General features: G+C 29.8%; 14 protein-coding genes. 9 read left to right on the forward strand and 5 right to left on the reverse strand.

Going from position 1 to position 13,031, the window contains the following annotated elements:
* Positions 1-116: 116 nt before the first annotated feature.
* The 3 genes from NLJ00_RS21915 to pyrR form a co-directional block, all read right to left on the reverse strand.
* A complete protein-coding gene (locus NLJ00_RS21915) occupies positions 117-608 on the reverse strand; it encodes a hypothetical protein (protein WP_256635415.1) in 492 nt (163 codons plus the stop codon).
* On the reverse strand, positions 609-1,535 hold the full coding sequence (locus tag NLJ00_RS21920) for an aspartate carbamoyltransferase catalytic subunit (protein WP_029273654.1): 927 nt from the start codon (positions 1,533-1,535) through the stop codon (positions 609-611). It lies immediately after the preceding gene.
* 98 nt (positions 1,536-1,633) lie between these two features.
* Positions 1,634-2,173 (reverse strand): bifunctional pyr operon transcriptional regulator/uracil phosphoribosyltransferase PyrR, encoded by a 540-nt coding sequence (gene pyrR / locus NLJ00_RS21925; RefSeq protein ID WP_053470147.1) that lies wholly within the window; start codon positions 2,171-2,173, stop codon positions 1,634-1,636.
* A gap of 221 nt (positions 2,174-2,394) precedes the next feature.
* On the opposite strand from pyrR, the gene NLJ00_RS21930 reads away from it, so the two are divergent.
* From NLJ00_RS21930 to NLJ00_RS21970, 9 genes are all read left to right on the forward strand, one after another.
* Positions 2,395-4,341 carry an AAA family ATPase gene (locus tag NLJ00_RS21930; protein WP_053470148.1) on the forward strand — a complete coding sequence of 649 codons (1,947 nt, stop codon included), beginning with the start codon at positions 2,395-2,397 and terminating at the stop codon, positions 4,339-4,341.
* Positions 4,342-4,510: 169 nt separating this feature from the next.
* The gene (locus NLJ00_RS21935; protein WP_256635416.1) at positions 4,511-5,056 is read left to right on the forward strand and encodes a hypothetical protein; all 546 of its coding nucleotides are present in this window, start codon (positions 4,511-4,513) and stop codon (positions 5,054-5,056) included.
* Positions 5,049-5,681 carry a class I SAM-dependent DNA methyltransferase gene (locus NLJ00_RS21940; RefSeq protein ID WP_256635417.1) on the forward strand — a complete coding sequence of 211 codons (633 nt, stop codon included), beginning with the start codon at positions 5,049-5,051 and terminating at the stop codon, positions 5,679-5,681. The genes NLJ00_RS21935 and NLJ00_RS21940 overlap by 8 nt, the downstream gene beginning before the upstream one ends.
* 123 nt (positions 5,682-5,804) lie before the next feature.
* The gene (locus NLJ00_RS21945; RefSeq protein WP_256635418.1) at positions 5,805-6,200 is read left to right on the forward strand and encodes a hypothetical protein; all 396 of its coding nucleotides are present in this window, start codon (positions 5,805-5,807) and stop codon (positions 6,198-6,200) included.
* Between the two features lie 12 nt (positions 6,201-6,212).
* Entirely contained in the window at positions 6,213-6,755 is a 543-nt protein-coding gene (locus tag NLJ00_RS21950; protein ID WP_256635419.1) for a hypothetical protein, read from the forward strand.
* Between the two features lie 405 nt (positions 6,756-7,160).
* Positions 7,161-8,180, forward strand: coding sequence for a dynein heavy chain (locus tag NLJ00_RS21955; RefSeq protein ID WP_256635420.1), 1,020 nt, complete (start codon positions 7,161-7,163; stop codon positions 8,178-8,180).
* Positions 8,181-8,193: 13 nt separating this feature from the next.
* Positions 8,194-9,396, forward strand: a complete 1,203-nt coding sequence (locus tag NLJ00_RS21960) for an amidohydrolase family protein (RefSeq protein ID WP_256635421.1) — start codon at positions 8,194-8,196, stop codon at positions 9,394-9,396.
* 28 nt (positions 9,397-9,424) lie between these two features.
* Positions 9,425-9,571 (forward strand): hypothetical protein, encoded by a 147-nt coding sequence (locus NLJ00_RS21965; protein WP_256635422.1) that lies wholly within the window; start codon positions 9,425-9,427, stop codon positions 9,569-9,571.
* A gap of 79 nt (positions 9,572-9,650) precedes the next feature.
* Positions 9,651-9,824 (forward strand): hypothetical protein, encoded by a 174-nt coding sequence (locus NLJ00_RS21970; RefSeq protein ID WP_165871969.1) that lies wholly within the window; start codon positions 9,651-9,653, stop codon positions 9,822-9,824.
* Positions 9,825-9,931: 107 nt separating this feature from the next.
* On the opposite strand, the gene NLJ00_RS21975 is transcribed toward NLJ00_RS21970, so the two are convergent.
* Positions 9,932-11,551 carry an ABC-F family ATP-binding cassette domain-containing protein gene (locus NLJ00_RS21975; RefSeq protein WP_053470154.1) on the reverse strand — a complete coding sequence of 540 codons (1,620 nt, stop codon included), beginning with the start codon at positions 11,549-11,551 and terminating at the stop codon, positions 9,932-9,934.
* A 287-nt stretch (positions 11,552-11,838) separates the two neighbouring features.
* Positions 11,839-12,612: a TlpA family protein disulfide reductase gene (locus NLJ00_RS21980; protein WP_256635423.1), complete on the reverse strand. Its 774-nt coding sequence runs from the start codon at positions 12,610-12,612 to the stop codon at positions 11,839-11,841.
* Positions 12,613-13,031 lie beyond the last annotated feature (419 nt).

The following is a 13,031-nucleotide window of genomic DNA, read 5'->3' on the forward strand; positions in this document are numbered from 1 at the left end:
GCTAATATAAAAATTGATTTTTCAGAGCGCTAAGGTACGAAGTTTTTTTCTTGTTGTTTCAAGTTTTAGGTTTCAGGTTTCAAGTTTGTCAGGCTGAGCGAAGTCGAAGTCTGCATTTATTTCAATAAGGAATTTGTTCTATTATTAAAAATTTGAATAAACTTATCTAATTTTCCTGCACCAGAACAAGTAAAGCAAAAGTTTAAGATCGTTACCTTTTTTCTCTTTATAGTTTCTGTATAAACATTTACATCTGGACATCCATCATAACCACCAACTTTTCTTATCAAGATTGGTTTTCCTTCTAAGTAAAATGCCAAAGCAATTTGATCAATTTGTTTATTGAGCCAGTTAATCTCAGTTGAATTAAATTTTAAATCATCCTGAAACTGATAAACACTTCTTAATCCTCCAATACTATTCAAATCCAATGTAAAAAATCTATTATTTGGTTTCGAAATTTCGTCTACTTTAAAATTTTTAGGTGTTCGGCTATATAAATTATTATAGACCGTATCTATTTTTGCTTCATCAGCATTCTGAGATTTACATATAAAACCAATTAGTAGAAATATTATTTTAATCGTATTTCTCAAAATGAAATGCAACTACTGTATTTTAGAAGCTAAAAGATAAATAACCGCCATTCTAATCGCAACACCATTTTCTACCTGATTTAAGATAACAGAATGATCAGAATCAGCAACTTCAGATGTAATCTCTACTCCTCTGTTAATTGGTCCCGGGTGCATGATTACGATTTCTTTTCCAAGAGAATCTAAAAGTGGTTTATCAACTCCGTATTGCTGTGCGTATTCGCGTGTCGATGGAAAGAAGTTTACATCCATACGCTCGTTTTGTACACGAAGCATGTTCGCAACATCACACCATTCTAAAGCTTTACGTAAATTTGGTTCAACGGTAACACCAAGTGATTCAATATATCTCGGAATCAGTGTTTTTGGTCCGCAGACTTTTACTTCTGCGCCTTGCATCTGCAAAGCATATATGTTGGATAAGGCAACTCTCGAATGCAGAATATCACCTACAATAACTACTTTTTTTCCGGCAACATCGCCCAGTTTTTCTCTGATAGAATAACTATCTAACAAAGCCTGAGTTGGGTGTTCGTGTGCTCCGTCTCCGGCGTTTACGATACTGGCTTTGACGTTTTTAGATAAAAAATAAGCCGCTCCGGGATTAGAGTGGCGCATTACAACCATATCAACTTTCATTGAAAGGATATTATTTACAGTATCAATCAGGGTTTCTCCTTTTTTAACCGATGACTGGGCTGCAGAAAAACTAATAACATCTGCAGATAAACGTTTCTGCGCTAACTCAAAGGAAAGTTTGGTTCTGGTACTATTTTCGAAGAAAATATTGGCAATGGTAATATCTCGTAATGAAGGAACTTTTTTAATTGGTCGGTTAATGACTTCTTTAAAATGATCTGCCGTTTCAAAAATCAGGTTAATATCATTCTCATTGATGTATTTTATTCCTAATAAATGATTTACGCTTAATTCTTTCATTGTGTTTGTTTATATATTTATTTGTTTAATCGTTTTATTTGTTAAACCGTTTAATCGTTTGAATCCGATTAAACAATTAACCGGTTAACCGATTAAACTTAATTTGTCACTAGGTGAACCACATCTTCACCATCATTTTCTTTCCAGCTTACTTTTACTTTTTCGCCATTAATTGCATCAACCTGACGGCCTCTGTAATCAGGCTGAATTGGTAAATTACGACTGAAACGTCTGTCGATTAACACTAACAATTCAATTTCAGAAGGTCTTCCAAAAGATTGAATCGCAGTTAAGGCAGAACGAATGCTTCGTCCGGTAAACAAAACGTCATCAATAAAAATAACTTTTTTGTCTTCGACTATAAAATTTATCTGAGTTTTATTGGCTTCAAGTGGTTTATCGGTTCTGCGGAAATCATCTCTAAAAAAAGTAATATCCAAATATCCCAGTGAAATTTCAGGAGTTTGGTATTCGTTCTCTAAAATTTGTTTTAAACGCTCAGCCAAATAAACACCTCTCGGCTGAATCCCGATTAAAATTGTATCAGAGAAATCAAGATGTTTTTCGATTAACTGACAAGCCAAACGATGGAGTATGATAGTAACTTCTTTTGAATTAAGTAATACTTTTTGGCTCATAAGTAATTGTAATGTTTGGTTGGGCAAATATACAAAATCAGAATTTATTTGTTGGGGAGAGAGAAATGTTTTTGACTAATAAAATTTATTAATAACCGAAAAAGTTCTTTTTGTTTAATTTAAAATAAATCTTACTTTTCAAATATCCTATAATTTAAAATTATATTTTAGCTAATGCAATCATCCAAACTATATTAAAAACCAATGTATCAATAATTTTAATGAGAATAAAATCAATAACTCTAAATAAAATAAAATCATTTGAAAAGAAAACTACTTTTGATTTTTCTGAATCTGACAAAATAAATACAATAAGTGGTATAAATGGCTCAGGAAAAACCACCGTTTTTAAATCTATGATTTTAGCTCAGAAACTATATTTTTCAAAAACTTATGTAATAACATTAAATAATAATGAAGAATTACTTAACTTTTTTAACGAGGTAGGCTCATATATAATAATTGAATTTGAATTCGCAGATAATTCGACTAGTTCATTCACGTTAAATTGTGCTCTTCGAAACAAGGAAAAAGTCAAAATTAATTTAGTAATAAATGAAAATGATAAAGAAAAAATTAATGGCTTTTGGAATTTTGACAATCCTAAAAATTTAATAATTTATATAGATTCAAATCGAAATATATCCGAAGAAGACTTTTCTAATGAAGATATTAAGCTTACTAATAATGACACAAACTCATTAATAATAGACTATATTATTCAACCTGATAAATTATTCTTTAACACTTACGAAAGATTAATAAGAGATTATATTCGTGAAAGAATTATTCCTAGCACTCCAAGAACTGATTTACCACATTTCACTTCAAAAATACTAATACACAACATATTAGACTATTTAGAATTTTCAAATTTCACTTCACTAGAAAGAAAAAATCAATTTATACTTCAAGTTAAAAGAGGAAATGTTAAAAAAAAACACACATATGATGTTCGTAATTTAAGTTCTGGTGAAAAGACTCTTTTTTACATTTTTCATTTTATTTGTTATGTAAAAAGTATTGGAATGCTTATAATTGATGAGCCAGAAAACAATTTACATGAAGAAATGCTTTCAAAATTCGTTAATCTCCTTTATGAAATAACACATGAAGAAAAATTTTCAAATTTGATTTTAAAAAAAGCTAAAATAATAAAACAGCCAATTAGTGAAAATATAAATAAGCAAATTACTAATTTTTACAAAGATCATACTCTATCACAAACATTTTTACTTACCCATTCTAAGAATTTGATATATAATAATTTTACGATTGGTAAAAACTTTATAATTGAGGATGGAATTTCTTTAATCGATTATGAGAACCATGAAAAGTTATTGAGAAACATCGGTTTAAGTAAAATTATCAACAAAGTACTTTTTGTCGAGGGCAAAACAGAAAATGAAATTTTAGAAAAAATTTTCTCTCCTTTAAATATTAAAATAAAGAATTTAAATGGCTCATCTGAAGTTATTGAAACATATAGAAAATATTACTCATTTCACAATCACATTAGAGATGTCCAATTTTGTTTCTTAATTGACAAAGACACACGTACTGAATATGAAATAGAAGATATGAGAAAAAATGATTCATTATTTTTTGATGAACATTTCATCATAATGAATAAGCATGAAATAGAAAATTATTTATTAGACAGCAAATTAATACATAATCTATTCAAAATTCACAATAATCTTAACAAAGACATTAAAGTACCTTTAGAGAATGAAATAGAAAAAAAAATAAAAGAAATAGCTGATTCTAATAAAGAACATGTTTTCAGAAAATCAATTCAAAATTTAAATCAAAATAGTTTACATAAAATAAAGTTAGCAGTTAGCACAAAATCAATTGAAGTACTAAATAAAACTGCATATAATAAATACATTGAAAGTGTTTTTGATTCAAAATCAATAACCGAAACAATTGAAATTTTAAAAAATAATTTTAGCAGAATTGACGAAATAAATAACAATTGGGAAAAAGACTGGAAAGACTTATGTGATGGAAAAATTGTTCTAAATCAACTAAAAACTCATCTTGCTAAAGAACTAGGTCTTACTGCTCCAAGAGTAATTAATGAACTAATTAATTCCGCACAAGAATCAAAATCACATGATTTTAATTTGTTAATTCAAAAAATAAAGCTACTATATAATTAATTTTTTTTTATGAAAAACATTTAAAATCCAGCTCTGCGAAGTCTCCGGACTTCGTAGCGACTATAATCGGATATAAAGAAAAAAACATTAAAACAGGTGAGAAGTCAAGAAAATTCCTATAGATCATTAGAAGTTTACTCTCAATTTGTCAATTAAAATTATACCCAAAATGAAATTAAAAATTATAGGAATTCCGATTTTTTTACTTTTGATAGTTCTAGCAAGTTCATGTAAATCAACTCCCGATTTAACGGAAGATGAAGTTTACGGAATCATAAATGAAATTGTAGTTGATGATAGCTTATTTCTTGATCACGTTTGTTGGGAATTTAGAACTATTCCGGTAAAAGAAGAATACAAAAAAGAATTTAGTGAAAAAGATATTGATTTCATTAATGAGCAAAATGAAAATTTCAAAGGTTTAAAAATAAAACCAAACAAAATCAAGTGGTTCAGAAAATCTAAAAAAGTATTTCAATACGCCATAGTTGATACACTTTGCGATCAAGGATTCTTGTATCATATTTCATTTCCTATAATATCTGCTGATAGAAAAAAAGTTATAATTGAGTTTCAAGAAGACTGTAATTGCTTATTAGGCGGACAAGGAGGAAAATATCTTTATGAGAAAAAAAATGGGCATTGGATTCAGAAAAAAGGCTACGATCAATGGATAAGTCAAAATGAAAAACCACAAATAAAAATCAATGGATAAATACCAGGAAACTTTTGAAACGTGGAATAAAATTGCAAATCTCTATGAAGATAAGTTTATGAATTTAAGCTTATACGACGAGACTTACGACTTCTTTTGCAGCACTCTAAAACAAGAGCAAATAAATATATTTGAAATTGGCTGTGGACCAGGAAACATTACAAAATATTTGTTATCTAAAAATCCCAGCTTAAAAATCACAGGTATTGACATTGCTCCAAAAATGATTGAATTGGCAAAAACAAATAATCCTTCTGCCAACTTTGAAGTAATGGATACAAGAGAACTTAGTTTCTTAAATCAAAAATTTGATGCCATTATGTGTGGTTTTTGTTTACCATATTTATCTGAAGAGGATTGTTTTCAATTAATAATCGATTCAGAGAAAATACTTTCTAACAATGGAGTTTTATATTTAAGTTTTGTTCAGGGAAAACCTTCCGAATCTGGTTTTATTTCTGGAAACACTGGCGATCGCACTTATTTTTATTACCATTCTTTAGAAGATATAAGCAATCAACTTTTAATACATAATTTTGACATAATTAAACTATTCAACGTAAATTATCCAAAAGCTGATAATGTAGAAATTCATACCATAATAATTGCTAAGAAAATTGGATAATCAATTTAGAAATTGATTGCTCATATAACGATACTATAATCTATATAATTTTAAATGATCAACATAATTCAGCAATTATAAAATATAAAAAATGAGCATGGACGGAGAAAAATGACAAATTAAATGAAAGAAGACATCCAACAATTTCTAGCAAAACCAAAAAACATCTTTCTAATAGATGCTATTGGAGCATTACTCACATTCATATTGCTTTTTCTCGTTCTAAGATCTTTCAATTCTTTTTTTGGTTTATCAAAAACTACTTTAGAATATCTTTCTTTACTGGCACTTATCTTTTCAATTTATTCTTTTACCTCCTTTTTTCTAGCAAAAAATAATTGGAAAATATATTTAAAAATAATCTGTACCGCTAACATACTCTATTGTGTTTTTACATTTGGGATTTTACTATATGATTATAAGAGTATTTCAATATTTGGTGTTGTTTACTTTTTAGGTGAAATCATAATTATTATTGGAATTGTAATCTTAGAGATTAAATCAATATCTAAAAACTAAAAAACTGAAACTATGAAAATCCCTAAAGAAATAGCAATTCAAATTACTGATATATTAGGAAATAATAATCCGATTGAAAATATACTTTTCGGTTTTAAAATTTTTGAAAGTGAAGATGCTTATTACACAACATCATATTTTAAAACAGATAATTCTGGCAGTATAATTATAACACAAAATGATTTGATTAATAAATCTGAACTCAAATGGGAAAATGATATAGAAAGCTTTCAAAGTATAAAAACGGAAGTTTTTGTACTTGATGCAAATTCTACTAAAAGCGTGCGAGGAAGGTCTGAAAATTATATAAATATCACTGCTAATACTGAAGCTATAGAAAAACATTTAAAACAATCTGGTTTTAGTGATGAAAACATAACTGCTGCTACTAAAGCAATAAATAATAGTGCGACTGATCAAATGGAAATTTACAATCTTTTTAAAGATTCAAAAAATGATATGGTTGAAATCCTGACTGAAAAAATAGACGATATATGGAAAGACAATACTAATAAAATTTATAAATTCATTATAACAAAAAATCAAATTACCTAATCTTTAAAAGTCTAAAAAAACATTTCAAAAAAATCCACATCATATTTTCCTGATTTCTGAAGGAATTTAAAAACTCAGAATCATATTAAATATCATTTGGGGCTTTGACAAAGTATTTAGCAAATAGATATAAAAAATTCCAATTATTCTCATAACATGATTTTTTGTTTTTATTAAAGATTGTAAAAATTACAAAATTGTTTATAATATAGTTTTAGAAGTTAATACTTTTTAAATTATAGTATTTTTCATTCATATTTTAATCGCCAAATAACCAATTAGATTCGATAAAGTGAAATATTTACCTTACAAATAACAATTTAACATTTGTTTAAATAAATTAGCCGCGGTTTTTCTTACTAACCAAAATTAAACTAATTTATTTTAACCAAAAACAAATTATCTATGCAAGTATCTAAAATTCTGGAAATACTAATTGCGTTAGGTTTATTTTACTTTCTCTTTAGTACTCTAGTTTCGTTACTCTTTGAATGGTACTCCTTCAAAACCCAAAAAAGAGGCCGATTTCTTTACGAAACAATTCTTAAATTATTAAACGATCCTGTGAACAAAAGCTATGGTGCCAGCTTATACAGCCACTTTAGCATCGATCAGCTTAAAAAAAACAGAGATTCTTACCCGCAATACATATCATCTGATATGTTTGCTGATGCCTTGATTGATATTATTGGAAGTCAATCTGAAACTACAAAATTTGAAAATATTTTTGATCCAAAAGGATCGACAAATTTAGTAGATGTTAAACTAATTGAAGATCGTATTGAGGATCCTTATAAGAGATTTAAAAAAGGACTTGATCAAATGAACTACAGTCCATTAAAAAGTCATTTAAGGGCATTGTATGAAAAAACGGAAAACTATACTGAGTTAAAAGAGAAAATCACCAAATGGTTTGATGACTATATGGAAAGAGTAAGCGGCTGGTATAAAACAAAAACGAAAAGAAGTTTACTTATTATAAGTTTATTAGTTTGCCTGGCGCTGAATGTTGATTCTATTACTTTAATTAAAAAATTAAATACTGATGATAAGTATCGTAAAGATCTTGTATTAATAGCAGAGAAAAAAGTACTTGAAAACAAGATTAATGCTCAAAAAATTGATTTGGAAGATATTGTAAAAAATATAGATAGTATCAAATCAATAATTACTGAAATCGAAGATGACGCTCTTCCAATTGGCTATCATTTTGATACTAAAAAATCAAAAGAAACAAAAGGAACAAAAGAAACTGAAAAAACAAAAGAAATAAAAGAAACAACAACAGAAATCCTCCAAAGGTATATGTGGTGGATTTTAGGGATCTTAATTTCAGCATTTGCTCTAAGTTTCGGAGCTCCTTTTTGGTTTGAAGTTATGGTAAAAGCAATTAATATTAGAAGAGCAGGAATAAAACCATCTTAAAAACTATACAATCATGAACGATATATACAACATTCATTCGCACATCTTTACAGGAAAATGTGCACCGAAAGACTTTTTACAGGTAGCTGCCAAACTTGGAGATGGAGCTTCTACATTTCTTAAATGGTTAATATTAACCCGACCTGTTTCCTGGTTAATTACAAAATTGGGAAGTTTAATTCCGAAAAGGATTTTACAATTCCTAAAAATTGGTGTTATGGCTTCGCAGGAAGAGGTATTTCTTGACTTGAAAGGAGCTTATGATAATTCTGAATACAGTGGGATAAAAATAATAGCACTCACAATTGATATGGATTATATGAGTGATCCCGACAAAAAACCTGAAAAAGATTTCAATTCACAAATACAGGATATTTACAAATTGAAAAAAACTTACCCAAATACATTATTTCCTTTTTATGGTGTAGACCCAAGAAATCCGGATACTAAAAACCTCGAAAATCTAAAAAAAGCAATTGAAAGTAAAACCTTTGTTGGAATTAAATTATATCCTGCAAATGGCTTTTTCCCTTTTGATGCGCGATTAGACAGTCTTTATCAATACGCCGAAAAAAATAATATTCCTGTTATGACACATTGTACACGCGGCGGCAGTTATTATTTAGGTAAAAATGTCTGGTCGGTTATTCCTGACAATCCTACATCAGTCAATCCGGCACATCCTTTAATGCCTGTAATTACAGCCCGTATTGCTGCTTATAAAAAGGCTTCTGATAAATCATTTAGAGAAAATGCGAGAGCGTGTAATCTTTTTTCACATCCTGAAAATTATATTCCTGTTTTAGACAAATATCCTAAACTAAAACTCTGCATTGCGCACATGGGAGGAGATATTGAAATATTGGGTGTGAAAAATCCAGATGCGAAAACTGCCAAATTATTCCAGGCAGCAAAAACTCTGGAAGGTAATCTAACATCATGGTATGACATTATCAAACAAAAAATCCTGATAGATAAATATCCTAATGCGTTTACAGATATTTCGTATTCGTTATGCGATGAAAATTGCATGATACAATTATCTAATGATTTAAAAAACGGTCTTATTCTCCCAGAGCGGGTTTTATTTGGAACAGATTATTTTATGGTTGCAAAAGAAAATGCTGAACTAAAAGTCGTTGCCGTTGGGCAAAAGAATTTAAGCGGATATTTTGATCAATTTATGAGTGCTAATAATAAAAGGTATTTGTTTTAATGTCTACAAAGTGTAAATCAGAAAAAAAATGTTCAAAAAAGAAAATATAATTAAAGAATTAGAAAAAGGAGAAAAGTCAGGATTTGTAAAAAATTTTAATCGTAATTCTTTCATCAAAGAAATGGACTTAAAACATTCGCAAAAAAAATCTGTAAAACTAGAATCCAAATCCTAAAACTTTTTCCAAAAATTGTATAAGACATTTTGCTGATTTCTGAAGTAATTTTAATATAGAAATTTAAAAACTCAGAATCATGCAAAATAAAATTACAAGATTGTTAATGGTATTCGTAATACTATTTTCATTTACAAGCTGCGAAGTTATTGGAGACATTTTTAAAGCCGGAATGGGATTCGGGATATTTATTGTGATTTTTATAATTGCGATTGTTATCTGGATCTTTGCAAAAATGTTCGGCAGTAAATAAGACATACAAAAAATCCCAAATTCTATTTTAATTGGAATTTGGGTTTTTTTTATGAATGTAGAACTTTGTCAAAGTCTAAAACTTTGACAAAGTTGTAAGGTCTTATATTAAAGATTGTACATCTTCTTTCTTTGTTCCTGAATCTTTTCATCATCAAGATATTCGTCAAATGTCATGTAACGGTCAATTACTCCGTTTGGTGTTAATTCTACGATTCTGTTACCAACAGTTTGTGCAAACTCGTGGTCATGCGTTGTAAAAATTACAGAACCTTTAAAGTTTTTTAATGAGTTATTGAATGCTGTAATAGACTCCAAATCTAAGTGATTTGTCGGCTCATCTAGCATTAAAACATTAGCACGTTCCATCATCATTCTGGAAAGCATACAACGTACTTTTTCTCCTCCAGATAAAACTCGGCTTGTTTTTAAAGCTTCTTCTCCAGAGAAAATCATTTTCCCTAAGAAACCTCTAATAAATACCTCATCACGTTCTTCTTCTGTTTTAGCGTATTGGCGTAACCAATCTACTAAAGTTAAATCATTTTCGAAGAAAGAATGATTTTCAGCAGGAAGATAGGCTTGGTTTGTTGTAATTCCCCAATCAAAAGTTCCTGAATCTGCTTTTTGGTTTCCGTTTAAAATTTCATAGAAAGCAGTTGTAGCACGTGAATCTTTAGAGAAAAGAACGATTTTATCTCCTTTTGCCATATTTAAATGAACATCTTTAAACAAAAGTTCACCATCTACAGAAGCTGACAGGTGTTCTACATTTAAAATCTGATCTCCAGCTTCACGATCCTGATCGAAAATAATCGCAGGGTAACGACGGCTTGAAGGTTTGATTTCAGAAATATTCAATTTAGAAATCATTTTTTTACGAGAAGTTGCTTGTTTCGATTTTGCAACGTTTGCGCTAAAACGACGAATAAATTCTTCAAGTTCTTGTTTCTTCTCTTCTGCTTTTTTGTTTTGCTGTGCACGTTGCTTTGCCGCTAATTGGCTAGACTCGTACCAGAAAGTATAATTTCCTGAATAGTGATTGATTTTTCCGAAATCAATATCAGAAATATGTGTACAAACGGCATCTAAAAAGTGACGGTCGTGAGATACTACAATTACAGTGTTTTCATAGTTTGCTAAGAAATTTTCTAACCAAGCGATTGTCTCGAAATCCAAATCGTTGGTAGGCTCATCCATAATAAGCAAATCTGGATTTCCAAAAAGTGCTTGCGCCAAAAGCACACGAACTTTCATTTTTCCTTCCATATCGCCCATTAATGTATAATGATGCTCTTCGTTGATTCCTAAGTTAGACAACATTGCAGCAGCGTCAGAATCAGCGTTCCATCCGTTCATTTCTTCAAACTGAACCTGAAGCTCCCCTATTCTGTCTGCATTTTTATCGTTGTAGTCTAAATAAAGTTCATCCATTTCTTTTTTAACAGCATACAGAACTTTATTTCCCATTAAAACGGTTTCCAAAACGGTATGTTCGTCGAACATGTTGTGATTTTGGTTTAAAACCGACATACGTTTTCCCGGCTCTAAATGAATATGTCCCGAAGTTGGGTCCATATCGCCTGAAATGATTTTTAGAAATGTAGATTTTCCAGCACCATTGGCTCCAATAACGCCGTAAATATTTCCGTGAGTGAATGTGGTATTTACTTCGTCAAACAAAATTCGTTTGCCAAATTGAACTGATAAATTATTGACTGTTAACATGAATGTCTTTTTAATTAATTTGGTGCAAAAGTAGTGAAAAAGGTTCAGAGTTGCAAAGGTGCAAAGGGACTAAGTTTTTTTATGCGAACGAGGATTTTCTCGCAAAGGCGCAAAGACGCAGAGTTTTGTTTTACGCAGATGATTATTACGCAATCTTGTCATTTCGAGGAACGAGAAATCTTCGCAAGAAACTCGACAAAGATTAGCTTATCGTTGCGGAGCTGCTTACGAAGATTTCTCGTTCCTCGAAATGACAAAAATGAGGTAACTTTGCGAGATTAATTCAATTATAGCTTACTTTCTTTCGCTAAAGCCACTTCTAAGCTTTCGAAATTTGGCAGGACTTTAGAAATCAATCCTTCTTTGTTTAGAATAAAATGTGTTGGAAATGAATTTAGCTGTAAAGATTCATTCATGTATTCTTTCATGTCTGGAATTACAGCATATGAAAGGGTTTTTCTCTCTAAAAATGTTTTTAATTGTTCCGGCGAATCTTCGGCTAAACTTATAAATAGAATATCTTTTCGGTCTTTATATTCTTCTGTTAGTTTATTTACCTGCGGAAATTCTCTTATACATGGTGTACAGTGAATATACCAGCATTTTATAACGATTATTTTTCCTTTCATTGTTTCGTTTGAAACTTCATTTCCATTTAAATCTTTAAATAAAAATGGAGGAAAAGCAGTTCCTTCCATCTTATAGTTTTTAAGAGCGTCAAAACCAATTTGGTTGATCGTCGCTTTTATACTGGTATCTGTTTTTGGCTGAATTTTGAATAGCTTGTAATAGTAAACCGAATCTTGTGATTTTAATCTAACTGGAATGAAATTTCCATTTGCTAACTGATCTAAAAAAGCTTCTTTTGAAATTTCTTTTGAAGAAGAATCAAGTGCAATAAAATCTCTGGAAAGCATTATTTTTTTACTTTGATAGGCAGACCAATCTCCAAAAGTTTTTTGAATTTGAATGGGATTTACTTCCGGATTTCCGAATTTATTTTGAGCGAAAGAAAAAGTGAAAAATAAAAATGCGATTGTAATGGTGATGAAGTTTTTCATAAAGATTTTATGCGATAATTCTGGAGTCAAAAGTACTTAAAATAGTTTGCAATTTGGGTTTTAATGGTGAAGAAATGGCACGCGGATAATACGGATTCACTATCGCGAAAACGCGGATTATGCGGATTTTATTCACTTTTTATAGTCCACCATAATCTTGTCATCCTGAGGAACAAAATGTTTAATGAAACTTAATGTCCTAGCCCTGATAGTAGTGGAAATCCTTTTGTGTCTCGTTTCTTTAACGAGACACAAAAGATTGGAACGGATAGCAGGAAATAGCTCCTAAAAAATAATCATCCCTTTATTTCATTATAAAACATAAAAAAACCTGGCAATATAATTGCCAGGTTCATAATGCGATCCTCAAGGAGAAAACCAAATAACAAATCTCCTTAATTCACTGCATTTATTCGAAA

Origin of the sequence: Flavobacterium panici (genome assembly GCF_024499525.1) — a bacterium.
Classification (GTDB): Bacteria; Bacteroidota; Bacteroidia; order Flavobacteriales; family Flavobacteriaceae; genus Flavobacterium; species Flavobacterium panici.

What these genes read in the sequence shown, in the direction of transcription:
- NLJ00_RS21920 (WP_029273654.1), bottom strand. Translation starts at nt 1,535, where the DNA reads ATGAAAGAATTAAGCGTAAATCATTTATTAGGAATAAAATACATCAAT.
- pyrR (WP_053470147.1), bottom strand. Translation starts at nt 2,173, where the DNA reads ATGAGCCAAAAAGTATTACTTAATTCAAAAGAAGTTACTATCATACTC.
- NLJ00_RS21930 (WP_053470148.1), top strand. Translation starts at nt 2,395, where the DNA reads ATGAGAATAAAATCAATAACTCTAAATAAAATAAAATCATTTGAAAAG.
- NLJ00_RS21935 (WP_256635416.1), top strand. Translation starts at nt 4,511, where the DNA reads ATGAAATTAAAAATTATAGGAATTCCGATTTTTTTACTTTTGATAGTT.
- NLJ00_RS21940 (WP_256635417.1), top strand. Translation starts at nt 5,049, where the DNA reads ATGGATAAATACCAGGAAACTTTTGAAACGTGGAATAAAATTGCAAAT.
- NLJ00_RS21945 (WP_256635418.1), top strand. Translation starts at nt 5,805, where the DNA reads ATGAAAGAAGACATCCAACAATTTCTAGCAAAACCAAAAAACATCTTT.
- NLJ00_RS21950 (WP_256635419.1), top strand. Translation starts at nt 6,213, where the DNA reads ATGAAAATCCCTAAAGAAATAGCAATTCAAATTACTGATATATTAGGA.
- NLJ00_RS21955 (WP_256635420.1), top strand. Translation starts at nt 7,161, where the DNA reads ATGCAAGTATCTAAAATTCTGGAAATACTAATTGCGTTAGGTTTATTT.
- NLJ00_RS21960 (WP_256635421.1), top strand. Translation starts at nt 8,194, where the DNA reads ATGAACGATATATACAACATTCATTCGCACATCTTTACAGGAAAATGT.
- NLJ00_RS21965 (WP_256635422.1), top strand. Translation starts at nt 9,425, where the DNA reads ATGTTCAAAAAAGAAAATATAATTAAAGAATTAGAAAAAGGAGAAAAG.
- NLJ00_RS21970 (WP_165871969.1), top strand. Translation starts at nt 9,651, where the DNA reads ATGCAAAATAAAATTACAAGATTGTTAATGGTATTCGTAATACTATTT.
- NLJ00_RS21975 (WP_053470154.1), bottom strand. Translation starts at nt 11,551, where the DNA reads ATGTTAACAGTCAATAATTTATCAGTTCAATTTGGCAAACGAATTTTG.
- NLJ00_RS21980 (WP_256635423.1), bottom strand. Translation starts at nt 12,612, where the DNA reads ATGAAAAACTTCATCACCATTACAATCGCATTTTTATTTTTCACTTTT.